We start from the raw sequence: 25,877 nt of genomic DNA on the forward strand, positions 1-25,877 counted from the left end.
TCATCTGGCCGGGCGATCTTGAGCTGCCGGATCGACCACCGGCGATGGTCTACCTCGACATGTTGGGATTCATCAACTTGGCCGAACTCGCAGTGGGGAAGTCCGCCAGCCCCGGGTACGAGCCGCTGCTGGCGGCAGCGCGGCGAGCCCGGAACGAGCGCCGCGCCATCTTCCCGCTTTCCTCCACCCACGTGATCGAGCTTCGTGGCATCGGTGATGTGCAGCGACGGCGGGAGCGTGTCGCAATCATTGAGGAGCTGAGCGGTTTCCACTACATGATGGGCCGCCCTCAGATCCAGGAACTCGAGCTTAAGGCGGCGCTGAATGACATCCCTGGCGTGAGCATCGCACCCCAAGGCCCCATCCCACTGGTTCGGCCGAGCCTGTGGTGGGCATTCGGCTGGCCCAGCGGGTCGGTCACCAACGCACCCGATCCCGATGCACTGGCAAAGCACATCTGCGACAAGATGAGCATCGATCCAGGAGCCGAGCCGATGGCCACCTTGAACCTGTGGGTGGAACGTGAGCTGCTCGCCGGACCCGACGACGAAGAGGACCCTGATCTCGTTGCCGCTGGGTACGACCCCCAAAAGTGGCGCGACATACTCGAGAAGCGCGTCGAGCAAGAACGCTACCTCGTTGGGCAACTCGATCGCGATCCGAAGTTCCGGCAGGGGCGGTTGCGCGACGTAGTCAACGCCAGGGAATTGGAGATCGAGTTGGGCGACCGGCTCGCACGGATGACCACGGCGATGACGACATCGATTGGCCAGCTCCTGGACTACGACCGCACCAAACTGCGCAACTTTACCGACCGTATGCCCTCCACGCGGGTGGCGGTGTCGCTGAAGGCCGCATATCACAAGGACAACAGGCACCAGTGGACAACCAACGACATCAACGACATCGACGCGCTGAGCATCGCGGTGCCCTACTGCGATGCGGTGTTCACCGATAAGGCAGCGCGGAACAAAGTGGTGAATAGCCCAGAACTCGAGGTGTTCAACACCTTCTTGCCGCGCACGCCGCAGGAGCTGGCCGACTGGCTCGACGGCCTGCCCTCAGCCTGACCAGACGCCACCCCGCTCGCGACGGCGTTGCCTTACCCCAATTAGCGCGACGCGACCATCAGCACGGACTACCAAACCAGCAGGTCAGCGGGTGTCAGCGGATATCCAAACATGCAGCACCGGTATCTGGGGGTCAAGTGGTCGCAGGTTCAAATCCTGTCAGCCCGACCGACGTTTACGCAGGTCAGAAGTAATTTTTGGCTTCGACCAGCAAATACAATGTGATCAGTGTGCGATTACGAGCAAAGTAGGCGAGAGTCCACGCGATCGCAATAGCACCGAAATCGCTGATAACCGGACGGCATCGTGTTCGCGCCGTTCCTCCTAGTCAGCCCGTCAGCCGCCGTGCTGGACGAATATCCGCGCAGCGTCCGCGCCTGACTAACAGCCAGCGCAGGCGGGTATTTGCCGCGTGGAGTCTAACATCTTTATAAGGTTCTTTGTGGCCACAGACTGTCCTGGGCTGGCGTTTCAGATCGCAAGTTACTCTTACAGCGAACAATGTCAGTTGCATGGAAGCAGCTTGTACGGCGCTAAAGTAGCGATCAGCTACTCATCTGACAGTGGGACGGTGACCTTGCAATGTGCCCCATGATAGACCTCGACCCCGACATTTTTGAGTACCTACAGTCTCGGGCCAAGCCTTTCATCGACACGCCGAGCACGGTGCTGCGGCGCGAACTTGGCCTTCCCGATCCGCCGACGGCGCCGGCCGGAGCACCAGCTTCCAAGCTGGCCCGCGCGGCCTCAAACGGAGCCCCACCGAAGACGCACAAGACGCAGAGAAAGCAGACCGTCGCTCGTAAGCGGACCCGAGCCGCTGCCGGGACACTTCTACCGGAAGACAGGTACCGGGTTCCGTTGTTGCGCGCGCTGGTCGATGCCGGTGGCCAAGCGCACTATCGCGATGTAGCGAACGCCGTCGGCCACTTCCTGAAAGATGAGCTAAAGCCAGCCGACTTCGAGATGTTGGACTCGGGCGTGCAGCGGTGGCAGAACCGACTGCAATTTGTCCGCCTGGATCTTGTCAAACGCGGCCTTCTGCAGCGCGATATGCCGCGAGGAATTTGGGCCATATCGGACGCAGGGCGCAAAGCACTCGAGGAGGGCCAAGTCAGCAGTGAGTAAGCGGAAGGTCAAGCTGCCAGCAGCGCCGGTTGCAAACTCCCAGAAGTCCAGAATCAGCAGCGAGCCCGTTACAAATTCAGACGTGTTCTTGTGGGCGTTATTCGAGTTGGGCGGCGGCGACGACTTCGTCGACGTCGAAGCGGTATACATCCGGGCATTCCAACTCGCGCCCCTCCGATTGAGTTGGCGCACAAGGGACGACCTGCCCGATCTAAAGAAGTGCTCCAAAGCTCTGCGTCGGCGGCCACCCAGCGATTCGGAGGTACATCGGTCCCGGACCGGACTTCCCGAATCAGGACGACCGAGCAGCGCGGTCTGTCATTGCAGAGATAGTTGCGGAGCAAGCAGCGCGGCTCGTGATGGAGAAGAAGCATAAGAAGGTAGGCGAACTAGATGGGGCCGCGTTCTACGCAGACCACTTCTTCTACCTGGACAAGTACCTTGTTCGGTGTCACAAGAACCTGGTTGGCGACATAGGCGAGGGGCAAGTGAGGACTGCGGACCGCGCTATCTGACCATCGCGCCGATAGACCAACTGCTAGGCCTCGTAAGTGGCCTGCCGTGCGGCTACGTGCGTGCTCGGCCGCGCGGCGCCCTGCGCCTGCCTCGAGCTGGTCCACGACCTTTTCGACCCACCCCGAACGCAACCATAGCTCGACCACATGGTCGGGCACGTCGGCCGTCTCACCATCAGCGAACACCGTGCCGTCGTGTACGACCTGAACACCCTGCTTCACTGTGACTTTCATGATGTCGGCAGCCCCGTAACCTGGCACACCGCGCTCGGACGCTCCACAGCCAGCGCAAGGCGCTCCTCGCCCACAAACCTGACGAGGTTGCGTGTGAAGTCGTCGTCACTCGTGCCCGTGCGGAATGTGATCGCCTCGCGGCCAAGGTGTAACGGAGCTTGCGCGTGTCGAGCAGCGCACCCACACCGGCCGTGATCTGGGTGGTGGGCAGCACTCGACGTCCCACAGTTTCCGCTACCGAGGGCTGCAATTCGTAGGCATGCACGTGACAAGCGGTGCTGAGCCGATGCCACGCGAACGCCGCGGTGCCCGCTGTTTCGGGCGAGCCGAGCGTGCGCAAAATGAGCAGCTTGCTGCGGGTGGTCGCGTAGGGTGCTGTCGCGCCGAGAGCGACGCAGCCTTGGTCGACGATGTGCTGTTGACCGGCGCTCAAGATGAGGATGATGGCGGCGTTGACGGTGAGGATGTGTGGGCGTGAAATGACCCCGCCGGTTGGTGTCCGGCGGGGTCGGTGCTGTTCGGGGTGTCGGGGTGGTGTTCAGTCTGCCGTGACTTCGGCGATGGCCGCGCGGGTGGAGGATTCGTCGACGATGGCTTTGTTGGTGCCAAACGCGGCGACGAGAGCTTGCAGCGGAAAGTATGGGCCGCGGCGGACGCCGAAGTCGTCGACGGAGTGGGAATTGGCTCCTGCAGACAAACGCTTGCCGATCTCAAGCGGGCAGGCGATCTTATATCCGCCTGGAAGCTTGTCATGAAGATAGTTGACGCCGCCGAGCGTGGTGGCAAGATCGGAGAACGAGGCCCGCACTCCTGGGCCACATTGGAGGCGGCGATCATTTTGCGGAAGCTGAAGGACACCCGGGGTGAGATCGAGGTACTTGAGCGCTATCTCGCGCATTGTCCGCCGGGCTGGGCTGACACTAAGGTCGTCGAACGACTGGAAAAGCTTCGCATTTGAACCTTGAAAACCGATGGGCAAGCATGAGCACTCAAGTGACAGGAAGTCACTACAGATAGCCGGAGCAGGAAGGCGATGTTATGAGGTTGCTCCACTTCGCTGACTTGCATCTCGACACGCCGTTTCGCTGGGCGGACCGGGAGCAAGCACGCAAACGCCGGCGGGCCTTACGGGATACGTTACTGCGTATCTGCCAAGTGGCCAATGAGCAGAACGTGGACGCGCTCACCTGCGGCGGCGACCTGTACGAACAGGACCGGTTCACCCCCGACACGGCAGAGTTCCTCCGCGCCACCTTCGACGAAATCGCGCCTTTGCCAGTGTTTCTCGTTCCCGGTAACCACGACTGGTTCGGACCCGAGAGCCTGTATCGTCAGGTCCAGTGGTCGCCCAACGTCCACGTCTTTGACACCGCCGAGTTCACCGCCGTCACGTTGGCTGACGGGCTCACACTGTGGGGTGCGGCGCATTGTGCGCCGGCGAACACGCCGAATTTCCTCGACACCTTCTACGTTGACCGCGGCGGCGTCCATATCGCGCTGTTTCACGGTTCAGCTCAAGGCGACCTGTGGATGCAGCAGCAGGGAAAGGTACCGCACGCTCCGTTTCGGACCGAGCAGATCCAGCAGGCCGGCCTACGGCACGCGCTTCTGGGGCACTTCCACCACCCCATTGACGCGTCCGACCACACCTACCCCGGCAATCCGGATCCCCTCAGCTTCGGCGAGACGTGGACGGGCGCGGCGGTGCTCGTCACGGTCGCCGACGACGGAGCTATCGCCCGGGAACGATTCACGGTTGCGACGTCAGTTGTCCGCGATGTCCAAGTTGACCTGACCGGCGTGGCACACGAGGGCCAGGTACGGCAAAAAGTTCTTGACGCGGTCGCCGACCTTTCCGGGTACGTCCGCGTCACGCTTTGCGGCGCGCTCGGGCCCAACGTCGACGTGCGCCTGCAGGACTTCGGGCAGTTGTGCCCACCACATCTCGACGCCCTAGTTGTCCAATTCGGCTCCTTACGTGTAGCGCTGTCCGAGGACTACGAGCTCCTTGCTAAGGAGCAGACAGTCCGCGGGCAGTTCGTCCGCGACGTGATCGCCGCAGACCTCACTGACGATCAGCGCCGCCGAGTACTGGTCACCGGGCTGCGCGCCCTCAACGACCGCGTCGATGAGTTGGAGGTGCACTGATGCGAATCCGTTCGGTAACCGCGCATGCATTCGGCCCCCTGCGAAACGAGACACTGTCCTTTGCCGACGGAATGACTGTCGTCTTCGGTAACAATGAATCGGCGAAGTCCTCGTGGCACGCGGCCATCTTCGCCGCGCTGTGCGGCAGACGCCGCGCCAAGGGCAAACCGCGAGCGGACGAGCAGAGCTTCATCGACCTGCACAAACCATGGGACCACAACGACTGGCTCGTCACCGCGCAGATCATCCTTGACGACGGCCGAAACATCGAGATGCGCCAGGACCTCGCCGGCAAGGTCGGCTGCCACGCCAAAGACTTAGGGCTGGGCCGCGACGTCTCGTCGGAGATCATGAACGACGGCGCTCCGGATGCATCGAAATGGTTGGGATTGGACCGCTCCTCCTTCGTCGCGACTGCTTGCGTCGAGCAAGGGCAGATGCGGCGCGTCCGTGACGACGCTGCGGGACTCCAGGATCACCTTCAGCGTGCTGCGGCAACAGCCGGGACCGCGGCGACCGCGGCCAAAGCACTCGAGCGCATCGACGAGTGCCTCAAGGAGCGGGTCGGACGAGACCAGGCAAACTCCACCAAGCCGCTGCGGACCGCGTCCCTCAACGTCCAGCGCGCCAAACGGGTGCTCGAGGAGCGAACAAAGGCCCACCAGGAATACCTATCCCGCGTTGCACGGGTTGAGGAGTTACGCGAAAAGGCCGAGTCAGCATCCGCGACGGTACGCGCATACGAGGCCGCGGCTGCTGTCGAGTCGGCGGCCGAACTGGAAAAGCGGGTAGTTCGGGCCAGAGAGCTGTATGCGAAATACGGCGCTACGGCGCCGCCCTCGGCGCTCGACGACGATAGGCTCGCCCGGCAGGTCTCCGAGGCGTTGAGCCAGTGGCGATCGCGGCCGGCAGAATCGGTCCTCCCGGAGCCGTCCAGCGCCAAGCTCAAAGCGGAGATTGACGCGCTTCCCGAGGCGCCGAAGGGGGACATCGAACCACATCAAAGCGTGCTTCGCGCGGTCGAGCGGTTAAAGCGCGCTTCAGTACAGTTGGAGTTGAACGCCACGTCGCGTCCGTCTGGAAACGTCAGCGCGGCGGAGGTCGCCGCGGGTGATGACGAGCTGCTCGACCTGGCTCGCACGCTCGAGACGCCGGTGCCATCTATTCCGCCGGAACTGGTGCAGCGTGAGGCCGCGGCGCGGCACGCGCTAGCAGGTGGGCAGAGCCGGGGCCGATCCTCGGTGGTGCTGATCATGGCCGGCGCCGCTGTCGCCGTCATCGGTCTACTGCTGCTGACGACCGTGGGGCTCCGTCTTGGGATAGGTGTCGCGGCGGTTGGAGTCGGGCTGTCTGTTGCCGGCGCTGTGCTACGCCACAGCGGCGGCTCCGCGTCTGCGGCACGCAAACTCGCCGAGGCACAGGCATCGTTGCAGGCGGCGCAGAGGCAATCGGCGGAGGCGGCGCGGCGGCGTCAGCAAGCCTCAGCGCGTTGTGCGCAGCTCGGTATCCCCGCCGACCCGGCCGCGTTGCGCGCGGTTCCGGTCGCTCGTGCCCGGGCTGCCGCGCACCGGCATGACATCGAGGAGTGGACCCAACGACACGCGGCCCTGCAGAACGAGGCTGCGGCTGCGGCTGCCGAACTCGGCGACGCACTGGCCGCTCGCGGCCATACGCCACGCGGTTATGACGAAGCCAAGCTGCTCGCCGTCGCCGACGACTATCAGCAGGCGTGCCGGGATAACGCCGCGCGGGCCGCAGAAGCGGCCCGCCGTGCCGATCTGGTTCGGCAGCTGGCCGCAGCGCAGGCCGCCGAGGCCAGATCCGCGGACGACGAGCGCGTTCGCGCCCGCGCCGCCGACCTGGTACGTGCGGCCGCAGACCGCTGCGGAATCGCTTGCGGCGCAGCTGAGGACGCGGTTGCTGCGCTGCAGAGCTGGGTGGAACAGCGCAAAGGCCGGCTCGCCGAGCTCGCGACGAAACAACAAGAGTGGGCGGAGTTGCAGGCGCTTCTCGATAAGAGGTCACTCGCTGAACTCGAAGAGTCCAGCCGGGTGGCGAACACGCGTGCGGAGAAGCTTCGCGCAGCCGTGGACCCGGCGTTGCTGGCGTCGGTGGCGGCGTCGTCGGCCGCCGAAAGGCTGCCCGCACTACGGCAATTGGCGTCGCAGGCCGAGACCAGCGCGGCGACGGAAGAAGGCGAGTTGCGGCTGTTTGCAACGAGCATGGGTGATGTCTCCGAGGCGGAGGAGGACCTTAGCAAGGCCGAGAACGACCTAAACCGAGTGCAGCAGCTAAAAGAGACACTGGAGTTGACGCGGAAGTTCCTTGAGAATGCGCAGACTCGGGTGCACCGTGACATTGCACCCCTGCTGGCCGCGACCCTCAGAGAATGGCTACCGGCGGTCACGGATAGTCGTTACACGGACGTGATGGTCGACCCCGAATCGCTTCTGGTGCAGGTATGCGGTGAATCACGGCGGTGGCGCAGAGCAGACCTGCTCTCATACGGCACCGCCGAGCAGGTGTATCTCCTGCTCCGCGTCGCGCTCGCTGATCACCTGACAAGAGGCCATGACACATGTCCGCTACTGCTCGATGACGTCACGGTGCATGCTGATGCGGCTCGCACCCGCGACATCTTAGACCTCTTGCTGCAAATCGCCGCTAACCGGCAAGTGGTCCTCTTCACCCAGGAAGACCAGGTCGCCGCCTGGGCCAGCGAACACCTTACCGGCGCGCAACACGCAATCCGCGAGCTCACGCCGATCGCGGTCGCGTGACCACGTCGGTGACGTCTATGGGCCTGGCTTCGCAGCACGACGGCGAGGTCGAGTACGCCATCGAGACGACCGCGGTGACCGGTTGGTGTCCGGTGTGCGGGGCGCAGGCGGGGCTGCACGATCGGTGTCCTACGTGGGTTCGTGATCTGCCCGCCGGGAATCGCCCGGTGACGCTGGTCTGGATCAAACGCATCTGGCGGTGCGTGCACCCGCAGTGTGAGCAGCAGACCTGGACCGAGACTCATCCAGAGATCGCGGCGCGATCCTCGTGGACCGAGCGGGCCCGCAAGCAGGCGTGCCGGCGGGTGGGTCGCGATGGGCATGCGGTGGCCGCGGTGGCCCGTGATTTCGGGGTCGGCTGGGCGACGGTGATGGCCGCGGTGCGTGAGCACGGCGCTCGGCTGCTTGAGCAGGCCCAGCTGGGTGCCTCGGCTACCGCGGTCGGCGTCGATGAGACCGCTTTCACCCGTGCCACCGCCATCAAACCGACGGTGTTCGCCACCGGGGTCGTTGACCTCGATCGTGGACGGTTGATCAACATCATCGAAGGACGAAGCCGAAAAGTGTTGGCCGACGGGCTATCTAGCCAGACACCCGACTGGACTAATCGGGTCGTTGGACCCGTTTCGCGGCTATGGTGCGGCCTTATCCGCCGGCCTGCCGCATGCGGTGCGCGTGCTCGATCCGTTTCATGTAGTGCGGCTCAGATTCGCCGCTGTCGCGACGTGCGCCGCCGGGTGCAACAACAAGCCTATGGGCATCGGGGACGGCGCGGCGACCCGCTCTATGGCATCAGACGTGTGCTGCGCCGCGGTGCCGAAAACCTCACCCCCACCGCCTGGGCGCGGCTCATCGCCGGTATCGAGGCCGGCGACGATCACGGCCAGGTCGCCGCCGCCTGGGTAGCCGCCCAAGCACGGCGCGCCATCCACCATGGCGGCGATGCCGACCGTGCTGCTGCCCGCCTCTACGACTGGACGGTGTACTGCATCGACTCCGGCATACCCGAACTAGACGGTATGGGGGGCTGGGGCCAAGCTCACGTGTGAACGTGGGTTGCCGACAGAAAACGGGTCCTGGCCGGTAGAGCCACAAGATGTGGGAGGCCCCAGTGAAGGTTCGGCGTACGAGTATTGGTTTGGAGCGGCTCACTTCGTGTCGTCAGTGAACAGCGCCATCGACGCGATGAATCCGTGCAGCGCGTTGCGGCCGCGATCGGGCCGATCTCCCCGGCGGCGAAGAAACCGGCGAGCGGAATCCCGCCCAGCAGGCCCTCGATCGTCGACGTGTCGTGGTCGGCGACCCCGAACATGCGCCGCCCGCGCCCGTTGCAGGTGAACTCCTGAACCGGCCCGAGCGAGCCCGGTATGTGTTGTCTGAACGCGGGGAGAAGGTGCTGCAAGAGCATCCTGATCGAGTCGACATGGCCGTGTTGGCGCAGTTTCCCGAGTATCAGGAGTTCAGGACTCCAAAGAGCGACAAACATGCCGAGGAGCCCGGCAGCGTCGTGGCGGACGAACTCTCGCCAAGCGAGGCCGTTGGCCAGATCGTCGAGCAGTCTTACGACACGCTTGCAGCGGAACTGCTCGACCGGACCTCGCCCAGCCGCCCACCTTCCTCGAGACCTTGTCACTAAAGCTTCTGCAGGCCATGGGTTACGGCGGCAAAGAACGCTTACTCGAGCACACGGGTAAGCCCGGAGACAGCGGCCTCGACGGGTTAATCCGCCAGGATGCCCTCGGGCTTGACTTGGTTGGCGTGCAAGCTAAACGCTATGACAAAGACAGCACCATTAGTCGTCCAGCCATCCAAGAGTTCGTCGGAGCGCTCCAAGGCGCCCAGACCAATCGGGGTGTTTTCGTCACGACTGGTCGATTCTCCGACGGTGCCCGGTTTGCCAACAGCGTGAACATGCGCATTCGACTCATTGACGGCAAGGAGCTGACGAAACTGATGGTCCGCTACAACGTTGGTGTGCAGGTGCGTGAAACTTTCGACTTGAAGCAAATTGACGAAGAGATCTTCGAGAGCTAACAACAGATCAACGGCAGCGGCAAGGACGGTCATCTCCGGTGTGCCCGTATAAACGCGCTGTAGAGCAGCTCCTGGGTTTAGCGAAAACTGATGGTGTGCCGGTGTCGCCAATTACGCTGGCGACCTGGGAGCTCTGGTCGTCGGCCGTCCGCGGGATGCACCGGTGGGCGGGCCTATCCCGAGCACGCCTGGCGAGTGAAGTGAGTGCAGTAACGGATCGCTTGCTCACGCCGTCGAAGATCACGGCGTGGCTGGACTGCGCGCACTTTCTCACGTTGAGGAGCCGCGTCGATGACGGTCTGTTGGCCGAACCCGGTCCGGCGTATGGGTCATTCGCCGGATTGCTGGTCGCCAAAGGCAACCAGCATGAGCGTGAGTGTCTGGCCGAGTACGCCGGGCAGGGCAAGTCGATCCGCGAGATTCCCGCCAGGGAGCCAGGTGAACCGTTCACGGACTGTGTTGTCCGCGTGGGGAACCCGTTGGATGCGGGCTGGGATGTCATCTACCAGATGCCGTTTGTTCATGATGGTATGCGCGGGATCGCCGACTTCGTCGTGCGCGTCGAGAACCCAGAGACCGGGGCGGTGGCCTACGAGCCGGTCGACGCCAAGCTCACCCGTGTCGAGGCCAAGCCGGGACACGTTCTCCAGCTGTGCTTCTACGCCGAGGCCATCGAGGCGCTCACCGGTGTGCGGCCGCGCCGGATGCATCTGTGGCTGGGCTCGGGGCGAGTTGAAGCCCTGACCGTCGACGAGTTCAGCCCGTACTGGCGTCGGCTGCGCGGCCAGCTCGCCCGCGCGCTGGCCGCCGGGCCGGTGGCGGGCACGGTTCCCGAGCCCTGCCCGCACTGCACTTTCTGCGAATTCTTCGAGCTGTGCACCACACAGTGGCGTGATGAGGACTCCCTGGTCTATGTCGCGGGCATCCGCCAACCGGAGCGGGCGGTGCTCAATGAGGGGGGTGTGTCGACCCTGGCACGGCTGGCGGATCACCGGGGGCGGCTGGACGGGATCCGCCCGGAACGGTTGGTCCGGCTTGTCGAGCAGGCTTCGTTTCAGGTTCAGGCTCGGTCGCGGGGCGCGGGCGCGCCGCCGTACACCGTGATCGAAGCCGGCGACGACCCGGTGTGGGGTCACGGGTGGGAGCTGTTGCCGGCGCCCGATGCGGGCGATGTGTTCCTCGACTTCGAAGGCCATCCTTTCTGGCGACCCGACACCGGGCTGTTCTTTTTGTTCGGTCTGCTTGAGCGCGGCCCCGATGACCGGTGGCGCTACCGCGCCTGGTGGGCCCATGATCTCGACCAGGAAGCAGCCGCCGTGACGGAGTTGATCGACTTTTTGGATACGCGCCGCGGCGCCTGCCCGGAGGCGCATGCCTATCACTACAACCACACCGAGCGCTCGGCCCTGGAGCGGCTGAGCGCCACCCACGGTGTGCGAGAGGTCGAACTGAACCGGTTGGTGGAGACCGGGTTTTTCGTTGACCTGTTCGCGGTGGCGCGCAACGCCATACAGGTCGGTGTCGAATCCTACGGCCTGAAGCGCCTGGAACGGTTGACCACCTTTCAGCGCGGCCACGACATCGAGCAGGGCGCCGGCGCGGTGGTCGAATACGAACGATTCATGGCCGATCAGAACCTGACCGCGCTTGAGCGCATCGCGTCCTACAACGAGGACGATGTGCGGGCCGCTCAGGCGCTGCGCGATTGGTTGATCGAACACCGTCCCGCCGGGACGCCTTGGCGCGCCGCGCAGCTGGAAGCAGACCCGGGTATCCCGGAATTGGACGAGCAGGTCACCCGGCTTCATGGCTTCGGTGCAGATACCGCCGAGCACCTGTTGGGCGATGTGTTGGGCTATTGGCTTCGGGAATGGCGTGCCTACATCGCCCCCAAGATGGCCAAATGTCAAGCAGACCCGATGATGCTGTTCGACGACGCTGAGGTGCTGGCCGGGCTGCACTGCGTCGGGTTGGCCGAGCGAACCGGTCAGCGGGGCAAGCCGATTCTTCCAGTCATGCGTTTCACATTTCCCGCCCAGGTCACCGACGGCTTTCCCAGCCAGGGCGGCGCGGTGGTATACCTGACGCCCGACGGGATCAAGCGCTACGCCACCATCGCCGGACTGGACCGCGACACTGGTCAGCTCGAGCTAATCTGGAACGACGGCTGTCAGCAGTCAGGGTATGTGCCGAGCGTCGTCGTCGTGCATGACTGGGTTGACAGCAAGCCCAAGGCGAGGGCTGTGGCGGAGTTCGCTGCACGGCTGGTGGACCGCGGCGGGCCGGCGCCTAACCCGGATTTTGCAGTAGTTGTGGGCGACACGGCGTGTAGATAACGGAAAGCCCTTCTGTTGCAAGGGAAACTGTAGTTGCTAACCGTAACAGTTCCAACAGCAGAAGGGCACTTCCGAGGTGAAGACTACAGCTGGCCGTCCGGGTCTGGTGGTAACTACAGGCGGACGGGGTGTCGTGGCGCACGCGGGCACGCGATTGTTGTGCGAGCTGGCCGACGGGCTGGGACTGACTGAGGGGTTGTCAGCGGCGATGGCACCGACGAAGAAGCGCCGCCGCGGCCATGACCGGGGCCGGGTGCTGACCGACCTGGCGGTGGCGATCGGCGACGGCGCGACGGCGATCAGCGACCTGCGGGTGCTGGCTGATCAGCCCGACCTGTTCGGTCAGGTGGCTTCGGTGGCCACGGCATGGCGAACCTTGGAGGCCGTCGACACCGACGCGCTGGCCCGCATCCAAACCGCCCGCGCCGCCGCGCGTGCCGCGGCCTGGGCAACCGGGGCCGATCCGGGCTGGTATGTCATCGATATCGACGGGGTACTCATCGAGGCCGATTCCGACAAGCACTATGCGGCGCCGACCTATAAGCGCGGGTTCGGGTTTTATCCGCTGTTGGCGGTCCTAGGAGGCCTCTGAACAAGGAAGCCTGGCGGGGCGGGAAGAACGCCGACAAGGCCGTTTCTTCGGCAGTAGGTCAGACCTGACTGGTCGACAACGTGGTCGTTCTTCCCGCCGATTCCAGTTTGGGTGAGGTCGTCGAGATGGGCAAGGGGGTGGGCCGTGGCCGTCAGGCCAGGGCCCAGGCCCCGTCTGTGCGGGTCAGGCCGCTATTGATGAGTGTGCGCAGATTGATTGCGGCGCAACGCAATCGCAGCCAGGCGTGGTTCTTCTCGACGCCGTGGTAGCGCAGTTTGATCCGCCGTCCACGGTTGGTGGCGGTCCAGGCGACGATCCGCTCGACCGTCGAACGGGTGGGGTAGGCCTGCTTGAACTCCGGCGTGCGGGCTTGTGCTCGTGCGTCGCGCAGCAGCTGCTCGTGCGGGTGGATGCTCATCGCGCGACCGTCTTTGGCCGTGGTGCAGCGGGCTCGCAGCGGGCACTCGGCACAGACCGCGCCGAAGCTCACCGCGCGCTTGGCGGTCATGGTGCGGGTATGCCCGCCCGGGCAGGTGACGGTCCCGGCCCGCTCGTCGATGGTGAAGTCATCGAGGGTGAACCCACCTGGCACCGCGGGGACCAGCGGCTTGGGCTTGATCACGGTGTGGTGCCCAGCGCGCTGGTAGGCGGCACGCGCGGCCCCGGTGCCATACGCCGAATCGCCATACACCTCAAGACCGCCACCCCGCGCGGTGTGGGGTTGGCCAGCATCGATAGCCCCGGCGGCGACCATCGAGGTGACCGCGTCGACCGCAGCGGCCACGCCGGCGGCCACCTGGTGGGATTCGCCCATTTCCGCTGGTACAGCGCTATCCGGTTGGGCCGAACCATGATCAGCGCCGAGCGCCCCCGCCTCGGGCTCGGCGACACCGGGTTGGCTGTCCACACGCGCGGCCCCGGCCCCGTCGTCGCTGTCGTTGCCGCTGGGTTGGTAGCGGTCGCGGGCGATCAACTTCTGGCCGACCACGGCGTCGCTGTGCTCTTCTCCGGCCGCCTTGGTCAACTCGGCGTCGGTGATCAAGGCGGTCTCGGGCTCGGCGACCAGGTGCCCACGGAACCCGTCTTTACGGTGGGACTTCGACTTACGGGTGTGGCGGGCCTCGGTGTCCACGGTGGAGATGACACGATCCGGCGCGACCCGCCGCGCGATGCGCCACCGCCCGTCGGTGCCATCAGAGCCCTCGGCGGGCTCCACGTCTTGGCCGGCGACCAGCGCCAACAACCCCAACGCATCCGCGGCAGCGTCGGTACGCGCGGGCGCATCCGGCCCGGCCAGCTCGGCCAGCACCGCGGTCGCGTCGTTGACCAGATCCGACACCAACCCCTGCTTGGCCACCGGGTCATCCCAATCGATGTCGGGCTTGCCCGCCTTGGAGTAGTCCAGCTTGGCGACCCGCTCGATCACCGATTGCGCGCCCGGTACCAGCCGGGCCACCTTGCGCATCGCCGCCACCAGTTGGGTCACCGTGTCCTGGGTGGCCACCGCGTCGTCGAACACCGTCGAATCCACGCACCGTTTACGCCGCCCCCGCAAAAGCCCGGTCTCGGCGATGACCCGCGCGACCGCATCGAACACCCGGTCAGGTTGATCAGAGGCAGCGATCCGCTTGCGCCAATACACCAGCGTCGACGGGTCGAACGAGGTCTGCGTTAACGAGCGCCCGCAGGCCACCTTCCAGCGGATGTCATACCGCAGCGCCTCCGCGGTCTGCGGATCCGACAGGTCATAGAGTTCCTTGAGCACCAGCACCGACCCGATCAGATCCGCCGGCAGCGAAGGCCGCCCGGTCGAAGAGGCGAACAAATCCGCGATGAACGAATCCGGGAACAACTCATGACGATGCTCGGCCAAAAACGCGAAGATGCTGCCCGCCGGCACCAGCTCCCCGACCAGCGCCTGCGCGTCCAACAACTCCCGATCCGACCGCGTAACCCCTTGCACCACAACATCATCACAGACCACATCGGGCTCAGTCGTCAGACACGCCCAGCGCTGGACGGGTTATTCAGCGCCGTCCTAGACGCCACTGGGGAGGCGCTGGCCGGGCTGCTACGGCCGGGCAATGCGGGTTCGGGTACTGCCGGCGACCACCTCAGCGTGTTGGAGGCGGCGCTGGCGCAGCTGCCGGTGGACCCCGCGCACCAGCAGGTGATCTGTCGCACCGACGCCGGGGGCACCAGCCACGAGCTGGCCGCGGCGTGCCGCAGCCGGGGTGTGCGGTTCATCGGTGGGGTCCCGATGCCCGCGGCCCGTGCCGAGGTGATCCTCGCCCTGCCGCGATCACGCTGGCAGTCAACGATCTCCGCCGATGCCAGCGAGGTTCGCGACACCGGTGAGGTGGCCGAGATCACCGACCTGGTCTCGTTGTCGGGCTGGCCGCCCGGCACCCGGATGCTGGTGCGCCGCGAACAACCCCACCCGGGCGCGCAACTGCGCTTCACCGACCTCGACGGTTACCGCTACCAGCTGTTTGTCACCGACCTGCCCGATGCAGACCTGGCCTACCTGGAGGCGCTCTACCGTGGCCGTGGCCGCATGGAATGCGCCATCCGCGACCTGAAGGACACCGGGCTGGCCAACCTGCCCTCCCATGACTTCGCCATCACCAACGCGTGGCTGATGGTGGTGCTCATCGCCGCCGACTTGCTCGCCTGGACCAAAACGCTCTGCCTGGATGGTGCGCTGGCCAGTGCCGAGCCCAAACGGCTGCGCTACACCCTGCTGCACACCGCCGGGGTGCTGGTGCGCTCGGCGCGGCGCACCACACTGCGGCTGGGCGCCAACTGGCCCTGGGCCATCGACCTGCTCACCGCGTTCACCCGACTACCCGGATGGGTCGCAGTCCCCGGCTAAACAAACCCACACCACCCACAGGGGCCCCTCGGCGACACCCCCGAGGTAGTTGAACGCTGTTTCCGCTCAGCGATGCTGATACAGCACGCCGTGAATCGACCCACCCACAACCCGTCGAGGGTTAATCGGCTCAACCACATTGCAGCACGCGAGCTTGACCGACCTCCACCGCACTCGACCCGAGCGGCAATGCCCACACAATCACCTCTCTCCAGGCCCTACCGCAAAATCTCCAGGCCCTACCGCAAAATCCGGGCTAACGCGGTGACCGCTGCGTTGTTGCGCTGCGAACTCCCCAGATTCACACCCGGCGGCGGGCCAGCAGGCGGCGCCTTCGGCGACGACCTGGCCGAGATGACCGGGTGGGTAACTCAACTGGACCACAGCTATGTGGCGATCCAGGGGCCTCCCGGCACTGGTAAGACCTACTCGGCGGCGCATCTGGTGCACACCTTGATCACCGCCGGTCAGCGGGTCGGGATCACGGCGATGAGCCACGCGGCCATCGATCATCTGCTCGCATGGATCGTCAAAGTCTTCGGCGACACCGGTGAGAGCGAGCGGCTGCAGGCGGTGCGCAAACGCGGATCAGAGCCCGTGCGCGACCTCACCCGCGTCACCTGTGTGGACAACAACAAGCGATGCGCGCGAGGTGAATTCAATTTAGTCGCCGGCACAACCTGGTTGTTTGCCTCCCCGGAGATGCGGGCAGCCCCTGTTGATGTGCTGCTCGTCGACGAATCCGGTCAGCTGGCGCTGGCCGATGCGCTGGCCGCTTCCTGCTCGGCGCGCAACCTGATCCTGCTCGGCGACCCGCTGCAGCTTGCCCAGGTCGTCCAGGCCGATCACCCCGGCGGCGGTGGCCGAAGCGCGCTCGAGCACATCCTCGGCGACGACGTCACCTTGCCCCCACACCGGGGAGTTTTCCTGTCGCAGACCTGGCGTCTGCACCCCGACGTGTGCTGTTTTATCTCCGAGCAGATCTATGAGGGGCGTCTGATCAGCCATCCCAGCTGCGCGCAGCAGACCACCGTGCTGGGAACCGGGCTGCGCTGGCTTGCTGCCGACCACCGCGGCAACAGCACCCGATCACCGGAGGAAGCCGATCTGATCACCGCCGAAATCGGCGGGTTGCTCGGAACCCCGTGGACCAACCAGAAGGGTGAAGAAAAACCTTTGACGGCAGGCGATTTCATGGTGGTCGCGCCCTACAACGACCAGGTTCGCTGCATTCGTGACCGGCTCGCCCGGGATGAACGCACCACGGGGGTACCCGTCGGGACCGTGGACAAGTTCCAAGGACAGGAAGCCTCTGTGGTGTTCTTCAGCATGGCCACCTCAACCGGCGAGGACATGACGCGCGGCACCGATTTTTTGTTCTCCCGCAACCGGCTCAACGTCGCGATCAGCCGCGCACGCTGCCTGGCCTATCTGGTATGCACCGAGGAATTGCTCAACACCCGCGCCCGCACCGTGGACGACATGCGGCTGATCGCAACGCTCAACGCGTTCGTCGAGCGGGCACAACCGGTGACTGTCTTATGAGGTTGTCCGAATAAATGGCAGCGCATGCGACTTACGGCAGCGCCGACAAGCGAAGACCCGCGGCGCGCCAGCACCCGACGCGCCAGATCGGCAACCGGCACCCGCTACCTATCGCCGGGGCGGTCGGGCAAGTCTTCGATGCAATGGTCGATCAACGCCATCAACGTGGCGAGCTTATAGGTGGCCGTGCGCAGGCCGGTCTCGAGGATCGCCACCACACGCTGCCCGAACTCACACCCTTTCGGCCCTCACAGGCCGTGCCGCAGCTGCTTCCTAACGACAGACACCACTGATCTGCAGTGTGCGCGAGAGCTGTTGCCGCACAACACCGCTGAGCGATGCAAAGCGCATCGGCAATGGACGGCGGGTGCATCGTCTGCACGGATCGCTGAACGGCTCGGCGACAGCCGCTCAGTCGTCCAGGCGATCCTGCGGCCCACCGGCGGCCTGATCGTTAGGGCAGGCCGGCGCGGTCGAATTCCCGTTGCAGGCGCGGGCGGCGGCGGTGTTTGTCGCGGAGTTCGGCGATCAACTCATCGACGGCCGCAGCTTCCGGCGACCCGGCGGCCAGGGCGCGCATCTTCGTCAACCGCCGAGCGGCGCTGCGGTAGTTGCGCGCGTCGGCGTCGGCCAGCTCGCGCTCGACCAGTCCGGAATAGACGGGCAGCACGGCGAGCGGGTCGATCTTTTCGTAGGCATTCGCGAGGTCGCTCCAGGTGTGGTCGTCGTCGAGGCCGAGCTCGTGGGCCAGCGCCCAGGCGTAGGAAATGTCGTTCAGCGATAGCTGCGCGAACAGCACCACATCGCGCGGATGCGAGGCCAGCCGCGCCATCACCTCGTCGCGGTAGTCGGGCCAGGCCGCGCCCGCGTCCCGGTACAGCCGGCCGGCGGTGGTCGACGACGGCCAGCGGCGAAACACGTGCACGCGGGCCTCGAGCAGCTCGTCGGGGCGATGGGCGCACAGCAGTTCGCACCAGTACTCGGCGGCCCGCCGTGCCTGGTGGCCGTCGTCGAAGTCGGTGGCTTGTTTGGCCCAGTCGATCGCCGCGTCGACTTCGCCGATTTCCCTCAGCGCCACGGCGGTGTCGTGCAGCCACGCGGCGACGCGCCGGTCACGGGCGTGGGTGCGGATGATCGCCTCGACGTCGCGGTCGTAGACGGCCAGCCGCTTTGCGTTCCAGTCGAGAATGAACCACGCGTGGGAGTGCGCCGACGACCAGCGCTGGTCCTCGGGCGGGCGCGCACCGAGCGCGGCCGCACGCTCGGCGAGCTTGGCCCGGTAGGCGGCCATGCCGTCGGCGCCCAACGCAGCCGCGTAGGCGAGCGGGTCGAGGGTGAAATAGTCGCAGTCGTTGTCGAACTGAAACTTCATCATCCAGTCGATGAGCTTGCCCGGGGCCACCCGGGCGCGCGCCGCAACGACTGGGTGCAACTCGAGAAGATCCCGGCACGCGTCGGCGATGATTCCGCTGGAGTCGTCGGCGCGCATGATCACCTTCAGCGCTGCGGCGATCGCGCGCTGGGTCACGGCGAACACCTCGGCGGGGTCACCGGCGCCGTGGGCGGCGTTGCGCAGCATCGCGACGGCCTCATGCATCCGGGCGCCGTGCGAGTTGGCCACACTCCACCGCCACACCTCGGCGCGAGTTCTGATCAACGGCAACACCGCGTCGGCCAAAGCAGTCACCACACCATCATGCGGGCGAGAAACCACACCCACCGCGACGGGCCGGTCGCCGTGAAGCGCGGCAGGCACGCAGCCGCAAGGCTGCCGAACATCCCGGAGATGGGGTGCAAGTCGGCCCCGCCCAGGCGCGGGTCGGCGGCCCAAACTCGTCGAACCCGGCTGCAATGATGACGGTATGTCGTTGACCGCATCGCCTGCCGCGCCGGTGAGCCCTGGCGGGCGTGTGGAGGTGTTGTTCGAGGAATTGGCGCAGTTGGCCGGTCAGCGCAATGCGATTGACGGGCGCATCGTGCAGTTCGTCGCCGAGCTGGACCGCGACGAGCTGTGGGGTGCGACGGGGGAGCGGTCGGTGGCGGCGTTGGTGGCCTGGAAGCTCGGGGTGTCCTCGGCCAATGCCCACACGATCGCCACCGTGGCACATCGGCTGGAGCGGTTTCCGCGCTGCGCGGCGGGCCTGGCCGAGGGGCGGTTGTCGCTGGATCAGCTTGGTGTGATCGCCGCACGGGCGGGCGAGGCGTCCGATGAGCATTACGCGGCGCTGGCGCGGGTGGCCACGGTCAACCGGCTGCGCACCGCGGTGAAGTTGGAACCGCGGCCCCAACCCGATTCGCGGCCGCAACCGGAGGGCTCGATCACCAAGACCTCCGGCGAGCAGTCCTGCTGTTGGCGGATCACCCTTCCCCACGACGAGGCGGCGATGTTCGACGCGGCGCTGGCGTCTCATCGGGAGGCGCTGATCGCCGAGTGGAAGCACGATAACGGCAACGCCGAGCGCACATCGAAGAATTGTCCCCCGTTGCCTGGCAGTATCGAGGCGTTTCTGCGCCTGGTCGAGGCCGGATGGGACGCTGAGGCGGCTCGGCGCCCGCACGGGCAGCACACCACGGTGGTGGTGCACGTCGACGCCTGCCAGCGCGCCGCGGCGCTGCATCTGGGTCCGTTGCTGAGCGACGCGCAACGCCGATACCTGACCTGTGATGCCAGCTGTGAAGTCTGGTTCGAACGCGACGGCGAGGTCATCGGCGCCGGCCGGGCGACTCGGGTGATCAACCGGCGGCTGCGCCGCGCGCTCGAGCACCGCCATCCCACGTGCGCGGTGCCCGGCTGTGGGGCGACCCGCGGTCTGCACGCGCACCACATCCGGCACTGGGAAGACGGCGGTCTGACCGTGTTATTCAAGATCAGATTTCTCTGTTATTTGGACCGTTATCCATCAGGAAAATGGCTGGTGAAAGCACCGGCGAAGACCTGGGTGTCGTTTGATATATGCGACGTGACTCGGATGGGCGATACCTGAAAATGGGTCCGGTGATAGTTGGGTGATCACTGACGGTAAGCACACATCACATGTGAATGTCATGCGCATGTGATAGTTTGTGGCTATGGCAGTTGCGATTCAGATCAAAGATGTCCCTGAAGAAGTTCGCGACGCCCTGGCCGCCCGCGCCGCGGCGCGCGGTCAGTCCACCCAAACGTATCTGCGATCACTGTTGGAACGGGAGTACCAGGCTCAACGCAACCGGCAGCTCTTAGAAGCGTTGGCTGGTCATCGCAGCCTTACCATGACAGCCGAGGAAGTGACGGCCGTCATTCGCGCCGACCGCGACGGGTGAGTCCCCGCCTGTGATCGTCGTGGATGCGGGTGTGCTGGTGTTGGCGCTTACGAGCGACACGTCCCACGGCGATGCGGCACGCTCAGCCCTCAACGACGACGACGGCTGGATTGCACCCGCCCACATGCCGGGCGAGGTGCTACGCACCCTCCACAAAGCCGTACTGCGCAACCAATTGGAGCCCGAGGACGCCGAGGCCGCCGCCGACACCGCCACCACACTCGCCATCGAATACGTACTTCCTGATGCACTGCTCCTGCGCACCGCCTGGGCCTGGCGGCACAACATCTCGATCTACGACGGCCTGTATGTCGCGGTCGCCGCCGAACGCTCTGCCGCCGTGATCACCGTCGACAGCCACTTGGCCAGTGCCACTGAGCAGCTCGGTATCACCGTCGCGATCACCCTGATCTAGATCCGCCGGCTACGGGGGTAAGCGGCTGGCGTGGGGGTAGATAAACGACTTGCCAGCAAGGCCAGATGTTTATGCCGAAAACAGTACCGATTTGGAAAAATACCCTTTTGAACCCAACACCGCTGTTTAACCCAAAGTCAGCGAACGTGTCCATGCGCCGAGCGGCCATGCGGGCCGTAATCCATCTACCGACCTAAAATGCCCAAGCAGCCGGATCGCGGGACGACGGCTAGACCGGAAGGTTCACTTACTTGGCAAGCAAGCGCAACCGCACGCGCCCGACGTGCATGTTCTGTGAAAGTGATGCACCGATTACCCGCGAGCACATCTTCCGATCGTCGTGGAAGCGCAAGATCGATACCAGCGAACACCTCGTGGCCTTGCCGTTTTTCGAACGAACTGTCACCCACTACAGGCCGGACGGGTCCGTGAGACGAACGAAATCGGAAGACCTATTCTGCACGAGCGTCAAACGGGTGTGTGCACCGTGCAACAACACCTGGATGAACGACCTGGATTCAATTGTGGAGCCGTGGGTCTTTGACCCCAACAACGACGACAACCGCTGTGATCCAGCGCAATTTCGGCGCTGGGCTATCAAGGTCGCGTTGCTGCGCTTGTATTACGAGGAACCGCTTGTTATCGAACCTGGGGATACGGCGAAAGTTTATGCCGGTGGGGATATCCCGGACTGGCACGTGTTCATCGGTCACACACAGCACCCGGAACACCGGCACGCCTACTGTGGAGTCGGCCCCGTCGTGGCAGTCCCACCAGGTGGAAAAATGTATGGACTCACGCAAGTGTCGTGGACACTTGGCCACAGCCTGGTCGTAGCCATCCGCGTCGTCGTCCGGCACGATTACGAACCACCATTCAGCGAGTTCAACGAGCTATCGCGGAATTGCCTCAAGAACTTCAAGCAATACAACCGCTGGCGTGGCATCGAAGTGCTTGAGGTACTACCCGGCGCGAAGCAGATGCCTAGCGTCCGTTCACTACCAGCGCTACCCACCCCGGAAGTGCAACGGCTCGTCTGGCTCTTTACACCTCACCCGATTTCACCGATCGCGTCTCACGTGCGCGAGGCGAACGACGGAATGCGCCAGCTGGCAGAAGAACTCGGCCTGCAGCTCCTTGACAGCTGAACCATCAACCCCAACCAACCAACCCAACACCTTCAACCCAACCCACCAGGCAACCTGGCAACCTGGCAACCACCCAAAACCTAGGCAAACTGCGCTGCAGCCAGCTGGTGCAACACACTTGCCGTGCAACAGCGCGGCACCACCCACAGCCACGGCAACCTGCTGAGGTCCTGTGCAACCACCGCGCTCGCCGTGGAAGGTCTACACCGCACGGTGAAGCTCGGCGACCTGCTCATCGCCGCCGCCGAACGTGCGCAGCTCGTGGTGCTGCACTACGACCGTGACTTCGATCGGATAGCGACGATCACCAGTCAGCCCACGGAATGGGTGGCGCCACCAGGAACCGTCGACTAAGGAAGGGCGCCGTCCTCTTACCGTCCCCTCTCCGCTCGGTGGTGGGGTGCACCACCAGAGGGTAGATTCCGAACTTGCAACGAAGGTGCGCTGTCTATGCCGGTTGCGCCGTGGGTCCGATGCAAAACAGCTGGTGAAGGGGTCGACGAGGGTATGGGGCGTTGTTCGCGATGCGTGAGGCAGGTGTGATTGCTCTGCCGGATTGTGGCAGCGAGATCGCCATGGCAGCACTATCCGGGAATTTCAGTCTCGCGATTCCCCGCCGGTAGGTGGACAGCTAAGGTATGCTGGCATACATGAAGCGGACGACGGTCAAGATCCCTGACGCGCTGGATGCACGTCTGCGGCACGAGGCTAGGCGACGGAATTTGACCATCTCGGAGGTCAGCCGTGAAGCGCTCGAGGCTTACCTGGGCATGACCGGTGCCCGTCGACGCCTCAACGCAGCAGCCGCCGGCCGTAGCGGCCGTAGCGATATCTCCGAGCGCATCGAAGAAATTCTGGCTGCCGAGGTCGGACGATAGCGGCAATTGTTGTCGATGCGGGCCCCCTGTACGCCTACGTCGACGCCGACGACGCTCATCATGTGTCGTCACTGGAACTACTAGAGACCCATCCGGGTCCGTTGATCGTCCCGACACTTGTCATCACCGAGGTGGTCTGCCTACTGGGTACCCGACTGGGCGCCGAACCTGAAGTGCGATTCCTCGGCGACTTGGCCGATGGTGCGTTCGCTGTCGAACCGGTAGCCGCCGGAGATTGGCTGCGGATCGCTGAGCTTGTTGCCCGATACCGAGACCTGCCACTTGGCGCCGTAGACGCCTCCGTGGTGGCCACAGCAGAACGCTTAGGCATCAGTGAGATCGCGACCGTCGACCGCCGTCACTTCACCATCGTCCGTCCCTGCCATACCGAGCGCTTCACCCTTCTTCCGTGAATCGTCCGGTTGTCGTCGGAGTCGTCTCACGCCGGCGGTTGGTCACGTCATAAATGGGCGTTCGGCGACACTCCAGCACCCTCGACGGGGGGTAGATTGCCGACTTGCAACAAACCTGGTGTTGGTCTGCCCGTATCACCATCGGTTGCACCACCGGGGCGTCATCACCATCGCCGGACCCGCCGACGATCTCACCGTCACCGACCGCTCCGGTCGACGCCTTCACGCAGGATCGCTCGCGCGTCCGCCGACCCCCGCCGCCCGCTGTGCCCCCGTGGGCCGGGCCCAGCGGCGAGCGCGCCGACTGGTGGTGGTATGAGCGCCTTCCAGCCGCAGCCGCCACCACCAACCAACTAGGTTGGCTACCCGAGCCGGTCATTACCGGCACTGCATCTGAGCCCAGACGGGTTGAAGCATAAAGAAATTCGTTATACATACCCGCCGCTACCGGATCTTGACAATCAAGGCCGACGACCGAACCCCGCAGCTCCGCCGGCCCGCTACCCGGCGATCTCGCCACGCCCTCATCAAGATTCCCGCTGACGTACGCACTGATACAAAATATGGGCGGCGGAAAATTGACCCCCGGGGCCCAGACTTGAGTCAGCCCGGCCACCGCCCGCAACAGCCAGATGAGCTGCTCAGCGAGCCGAACGTGAAGCGTAACCGCGTTCCTGACCAACATGATTCACGTCCATGACAGCGGGAAGCCGATATCCAGCCGCTCGGTTTGCTTATACCCCGACCACGTCGGTACGCCCGCGGGCTGTACGCGGTAAATGCCCAGCGCGGCGGACACGACTCGGTCATGCTGCGTCGGCCACTGAATCTCGGATGCGATCTGCTCCAGCACCTCTCGGTCGCGCTCCAGCACCCGGTCGACAATCGATACCGCCGGCAGCGCACCACTCTTGTCGCCGTTACAGCGGGCGCACGCCAGCACCAGATTGGCCAGCCCGTCGATACCCACCAGGGACCACGCGCAGCCTGGCGATGTCCACCGAGACACCAGTGCGTGTGACCCCGGCCGCCTCACGTAACGCATTGGTGGCGATCAGGATTCGTGCGCGCGGCTGGGTGGATTGGCGCAATTCGTAGCCCTCGAATGGGCGCACCTGCTGCCAGTAGATCTCCAGCACCCGATGCGCCAGATCGGGAACCGGCACCCGCAACACATCGGCGGGCCGCTCGGGCATGTTCTCGATGCAATGGTCGATCAACGCCATCAGCGTGGCGAGCTTGTAGGTGGCCGTGCGCAGGCCGGTCTCGAGGATCGCCACCACACGCTGCCCGAGCAGAAGCGGGTCGCCCGCGTCACCGTCCACGGCTCTCCCGCGATGTCAGCCCGGCGGGGTAGAACTGCACCACCGCATTATCGCGAGGGAAAGGGATAGCGTGGGCAAACTCGTCCAGGACAGATTCCCTACCTCATTCGAGCTCAGGTCGCATGTCCCACGTGACGAGGTTGGCCGCGGGCGCGTATCTGACCGCAGATGCGCTGAATCCGCCGATCGTCGACCCCATCGCGTTACCGCACCACGCGCAGGTGGCCGCCTAGTCCGGGCTTTCTGGGATCTGCGGGCAGTTCGATCCAAGTCTCCTGCTTGGTGCGGACCGGGTGCTCATCATATGGGAGCAGTTCGGTGAACAGGACGAGAGTGTCGCCCATCTTGGTCGCCGCGGGTGCAACGATCCCGTGATAGCCCACTTGGGGTGGGCTGCCGCGACCGTCTGACATGCCGCGTAGGCGGCACGATCATGGGTCTCCGACTGCAGCTGCTCGATGGACAGGTCTGCCAGGGTGTGGTGTACGGGCAGCCGCACGATTTCCGATACCGATACATCGCAGGTAACGAGCAGTCGGTGGTGGTCGCTTAGATGCGGTCATAGGCGTCACGGTTGTGGCGCAGATGCCTCGAGCGGGGAGACGCCGTCTGCGTAACGTGCCAGGTAGCCGACCGCCTTCGGGACCTCGCACCGACATCTGCGAGCAACGTCGCAAGGTTCGGTAGGAGTTTGGCCAGCAGCTGCTTTCGCGTGCAAATGGGTCTGATGCCAAACAATTACAAACCGATAAGCGCCGTGGGCCCTGGCGCGTACGAGATACGAGCGCGAGATGCAAACGGCATCGCCCGGCTCATCGACGTTGCGAAGTTCCACGACATGATTTGCGTCCTTCACGTCTTCACGAAAAAGCCGCAGCGGACACCGAAGGCTGATATCGACCTGGCCAGGAAGCGGTATAGAGAGGCAAAAGATGGCTGACAGCGTGTTCTAAGCGCTTAGCGGGCACTGACCGGATGGCGGCAACCCTCGACCCGGCGATGTCGGTGCTGCATGGTCGATCCTGCGGCGTGGTTTGAGCCTAGCTGCCGCTGACGCATGCCGCGGGGCGGTAAAGTCCGTTGACAATGCAGATACTCGTCACTGAAAAGTCGCTCCGAGGTGGGCATTTCGCATAGTTGT

18 protein-coding genes and 7 pseudogenes are annotated in these 25,877 nt (G+C 64.7%); 20 read left to right on the forward strand and 5 right to left on the reverse strand.

Annotated features, from left to right (window positions below; genetic code table 11):
• Positions 1 to 44 precede the first annotated feature (44 nt).
• Both QJR12_RS09765 and QJR12_RS09770 read left to right on the forward strand, forming a co-directional pair.
• Entirely contained in the window at positions 45 to 1,070 is a 1,026-nt protein-coding gene (locus QJR12_RS09765) for a hypothetical protein (protein WP_300581352.1), read from the forward strand.
• Positions 1,071 to 1,661: 591 nt separating this feature from the next.
• Entirely contained in the window at positions 1,662 to 2,198 is a 537-nt protein-coding gene (locus tag QJR12_RS09770; RefSeq protein ID WP_300581354.1) for a winged helix-turn-helix domain-containing protein, read from the forward strand.
• 1,287 nt (positions 2,199 to 3,485) lie between these two features.
• Here the strand turns inward: QJR12_RS09770 and QJR12_RS09775 are convergent.
• A pseudogene (locus QJR12_RS09775) lies at positions 3,486 to 3,578 on the reverse strand (AAA family ATPase); the annotation flags it as partial.
• A gap of 407 nt (positions 3,579 to 3,985) precedes the next feature.
• Here QJR12_RS09775 and QJR12_RS09780 point away from each other — a divergent pair.
• From QJR12_RS09780 to QJR12_RS17745, 3 genes and pseudogenes are all read left to right on the forward strand, one after another.
• Positions 3,986 to 5,095 carry a metallophosphoesterase gene (locus QJR12_RS09780; protein ID WP_300581357.1) on the forward strand — a complete coding sequence of 370 codons (1,110 nt, stop codon included), beginning with the start codon at positions 3,986 to 3,988 and terminating at the stop codon, positions 5,093 to 5,095.
• Complete coding sequence (locus tag QJR12_RS09785; RefSeq protein WP_300581360.1) at positions 5,095 to 7,875, forward strand: AAA family ATPase; 2,781 nt, start codon at positions 5,095 to 5,097, stop codon at positions 7,873 to 7,875. Before QJR12_RS09780 ends, QJR12_RS09785 begins: the two co-directional genes overlap by 1 nt.
• Positions 7,876 to 8,544: 669 nt before the next feature.
• Positions 8,545 to 8,924, forward strand: a pseudogene (locus tag QJR12_RS17745) (transposase).
• 99 nt (positions 8,925 to 9,023) lie between these two features.
• On the opposite strand, the pseudogene QJR12_RS09795 reads toward QJR12_RS17745, so the two are convergent.
• A pseudogene (locus QJR12_RS09795) lies at positions 9,024 to 9,214 on the reverse strand (FIST C-terminal domain-containing protein); the annotation flags it as partial.
• Between QJR12_RS09795 and QJR12_RS09800 the strand changes: the two are divergent.
• The 4 genes from QJR12_RS09800 to QJR12_RS09815 all read left to right on the forward strand — a co-directional run bounded on the left by QJR12_RS09800 (position 9,167) and on the right by QJR12_RS09815 (position 12,837).
• A complete protein-coding gene (locus QJR12_RS09800; RefSeq protein WP_300582498.1) occupies positions 9,167 to 9,511 on the forward strand; it encodes a hypothetical protein in 345 nt (114 codons plus the stop codon). The pseudogene QJR12_RS09795 and the gene QJR12_RS09800 sit on opposite strands and share 48 nt — an antisense overlap.
• 14 nt (positions 9,512 to 9,525) lie before the next feature.
• The gene (locus QJR12_RS09805; protein WP_300581365.1) at positions 9,526 to 9,909 is read left to right on the forward strand and encodes a restriction endonuclease; all 384 of its coding nucleotides are present in this window, start codon (positions 9,526 to 9,528) and stop codon (positions 9,907 to 9,909) included.
• A gap of 200 nt (positions 9,910 to 10,109) precedes the next feature.
• Positions 10,110 to 12,245 (forward strand): TM0106 family RecB-like putative nuclease, encoded by a 2,136-nt coding sequence (locus QJR12_RS09810; protein ID WP_300581368.1) that lies wholly within the window; start codon positions 10,110 to 10,112, stop codon positions 12,243 to 12,245.
• Positions 12,246 to 12,321: 76 nt separating this feature from the next.
• The gene (locus QJR12_RS09815; RefSeq protein WP_300581371.1) at positions 12,322 to 12,837 is read left to right on the forward strand and encodes a transposase; all 516 of its coding nucleotides are present in this window, start codon (positions 12,322 to 12,324) and stop codon (positions 12,835 to 12,837) included.
• Positions 12,838 to 12,988: 151 nt separating this feature from the next.
• Here the strand turns inward: QJR12_RS09815 and QJR12_RS09820 are convergent, their stop codons facing one another.
• A complete protein-coding gene (locus QJR12_RS09820) occupies positions 12,989 to 14,800 on the reverse strand; it encodes a transposase (protein WP_300576137.1) in 1,812 nt (603 codons plus the stop codon).
• Here QJR12_RS09820 and QJR12_RS09825 point away from each other — a divergent pair.
• Both QJR12_RS09825 and QJR12_RS09830 read left to right on the forward strand, forming a co-directional pair.
• Entirely contained in the window at positions 14,795 to 15,712 is a 918-nt protein-coding gene (locus tag QJR12_RS09825; protein ID WP_300581374.1) for an IS1380 family transposase, read from the forward strand. The genes QJR12_RS09820 and QJR12_RS09825 overlap by 6 nt on opposite strands.
• A 264-nt stretch (positions 15,713 to 15,976) precedes the next feature.
• Entirely contained in the window at positions 15,977 to 17,257 is a 1,281-nt protein-coding gene (locus QJR12_RS09830) for an AAA domain-containing protein (protein ID WP_300581377.1), read from the forward strand.
• A gap of 454 nt (positions 17,258 to 17,711) precedes the next feature.
• Here the strand turns inward: QJR12_RS09830 and QJR12_RS09835 are convergent, their stop codons facing one another.
• Positions 17,712 to 18,944 carry a DUF6880 family protein gene (locus tag QJR12_RS09835; RefSeq protein WP_300581379.1) on the reverse strand — a complete coding sequence of 411 codons (1,233 nt, stop codon included), beginning with the start codon at positions 18,942 to 18,944 and terminating at the stop codon, positions 17,712 to 17,714.
• A gap of 175 nt (positions 18,945 to 19,119) precedes the next feature.
• Here QJR12_RS09835 and QJR12_RS09840 point away from each other — a divergent pair.
• From QJR12_RS09840 to QJR12_RS09875, 8 genes and pseudogenes are all read left to right on the forward strand, one after another.
• Positions 19,120 to 20,118, forward strand: a pseudogene (locus tag QJR12_RS09840) (HNH endonuclease signature motif containing protein); the annotation flags it as partial.
• 208 nt (positions 20,119 to 20,326) lie between these two features.
• On the forward strand, positions 20,327 to 20,557 hold the full coding sequence (locus QJR12_RS09845) for a hypothetical protein (RefSeq protein WP_163758874.1): 231 nt from the start codon (positions 20,327 to 20,329) through the stop codon (positions 20,555 to 20,557).
• Positions 20,558 to 20,567: 10 nt separating this feature from the next.
• Positions 20,568 to 20,972: a type II toxin-antitoxin system VapC family toxin gene (locus QJR12_RS09850; RefSeq protein ID WP_300581386.1), complete on the forward strand. Its 405-nt coding sequence runs from the start codon at positions 20,568 to 20,570 to the stop codon at positions 20,970 to 20,972.
• A gap of 251 nt (positions 20,973 to 21,223) precedes the next feature.
• Positions 21,224 to 22,120 (forward strand): hypothetical protein, encoded by an 897-nt coding sequence (locus tag QJR12_RS09855; protein ID WP_300581389.1) that lies wholly within the window; start codon positions 21,224 to 21,226, stop codon positions 22,118 to 22,120.
• 186 nt (positions 22,121 to 22,306) lie between these two features.
• Positions 22,307 to 22,474: pseudogene (locus tag QJR12_RS09860) on the forward strand (VapC toxin family PIN domain ribonuclease); the annotation flags it as partial.
• 296 nt (positions 22,475 to 22,770) lie between these two features.
• Positions 22,771 to 22,998: a CopG family transcriptional regulator gene (locus QJR12_RS09865; protein ID WP_300580871.1), complete on the forward strand. Its 228-nt coding sequence runs from the start codon at positions 22,771 to 22,773 to the stop codon at positions 22,996 to 22,998.
• Between the two features lie 5 nt (positions 22,999 to 23,003).
• A complete protein-coding gene (locus QJR12_RS09870) occupies positions 23,004 to 23,411 on the forward strand; it encodes a PIN domain-containing protein (protein ID WP_300581269.1) in 408 nt (135 codons plus the stop codon).
• Positions 23,412 to 23,514: 103 nt separating this feature from the next.
• Positions 23,515 to 23,768 (forward strand): annotated as a pseudogene (locus QJR12_RS09875) (hypothetical protein); the annotation flags it as partial.
• 331 nt (positions 23,769 to 24,099) lie between these two features.
• On the opposite strand, the pseudogene QJR12_RS09880 reads toward QJR12_RS09875, so the two are convergent.
• A pseudogene (locus QJR12_RS09880) lies at positions 24,100 to 24,736 on the reverse strand (hypothetical protein).
• 712 nt (positions 24,737 to 25,448) lie between these two features.
• On the opposite strand from QJR12_RS09880, the gene QJR12_RS17750 reads away from it, so the two are divergent.
• A complete protein-coding gene (locus tag QJR12_RS17750; RefSeq protein WP_366526302.1) occupies positions 25,449 to 25,676 on the forward strand; it encodes a type II toxin-antitoxin system RelE/ParE family toxin in 228 nt (75 codons plus the stop codon).
• Positions 25,677 to 25,877 lie beyond the last annotated feature (201 nt).

It is taken from the genome of Mycobacterium sp. (genome assembly GCF_029961025.1).
Taxonomy (GTDB): Bacteria; Actinomycetota; Actinomycetes; order Mycobacteriales; family Mycobacteriaceae; genus Mycobacterium.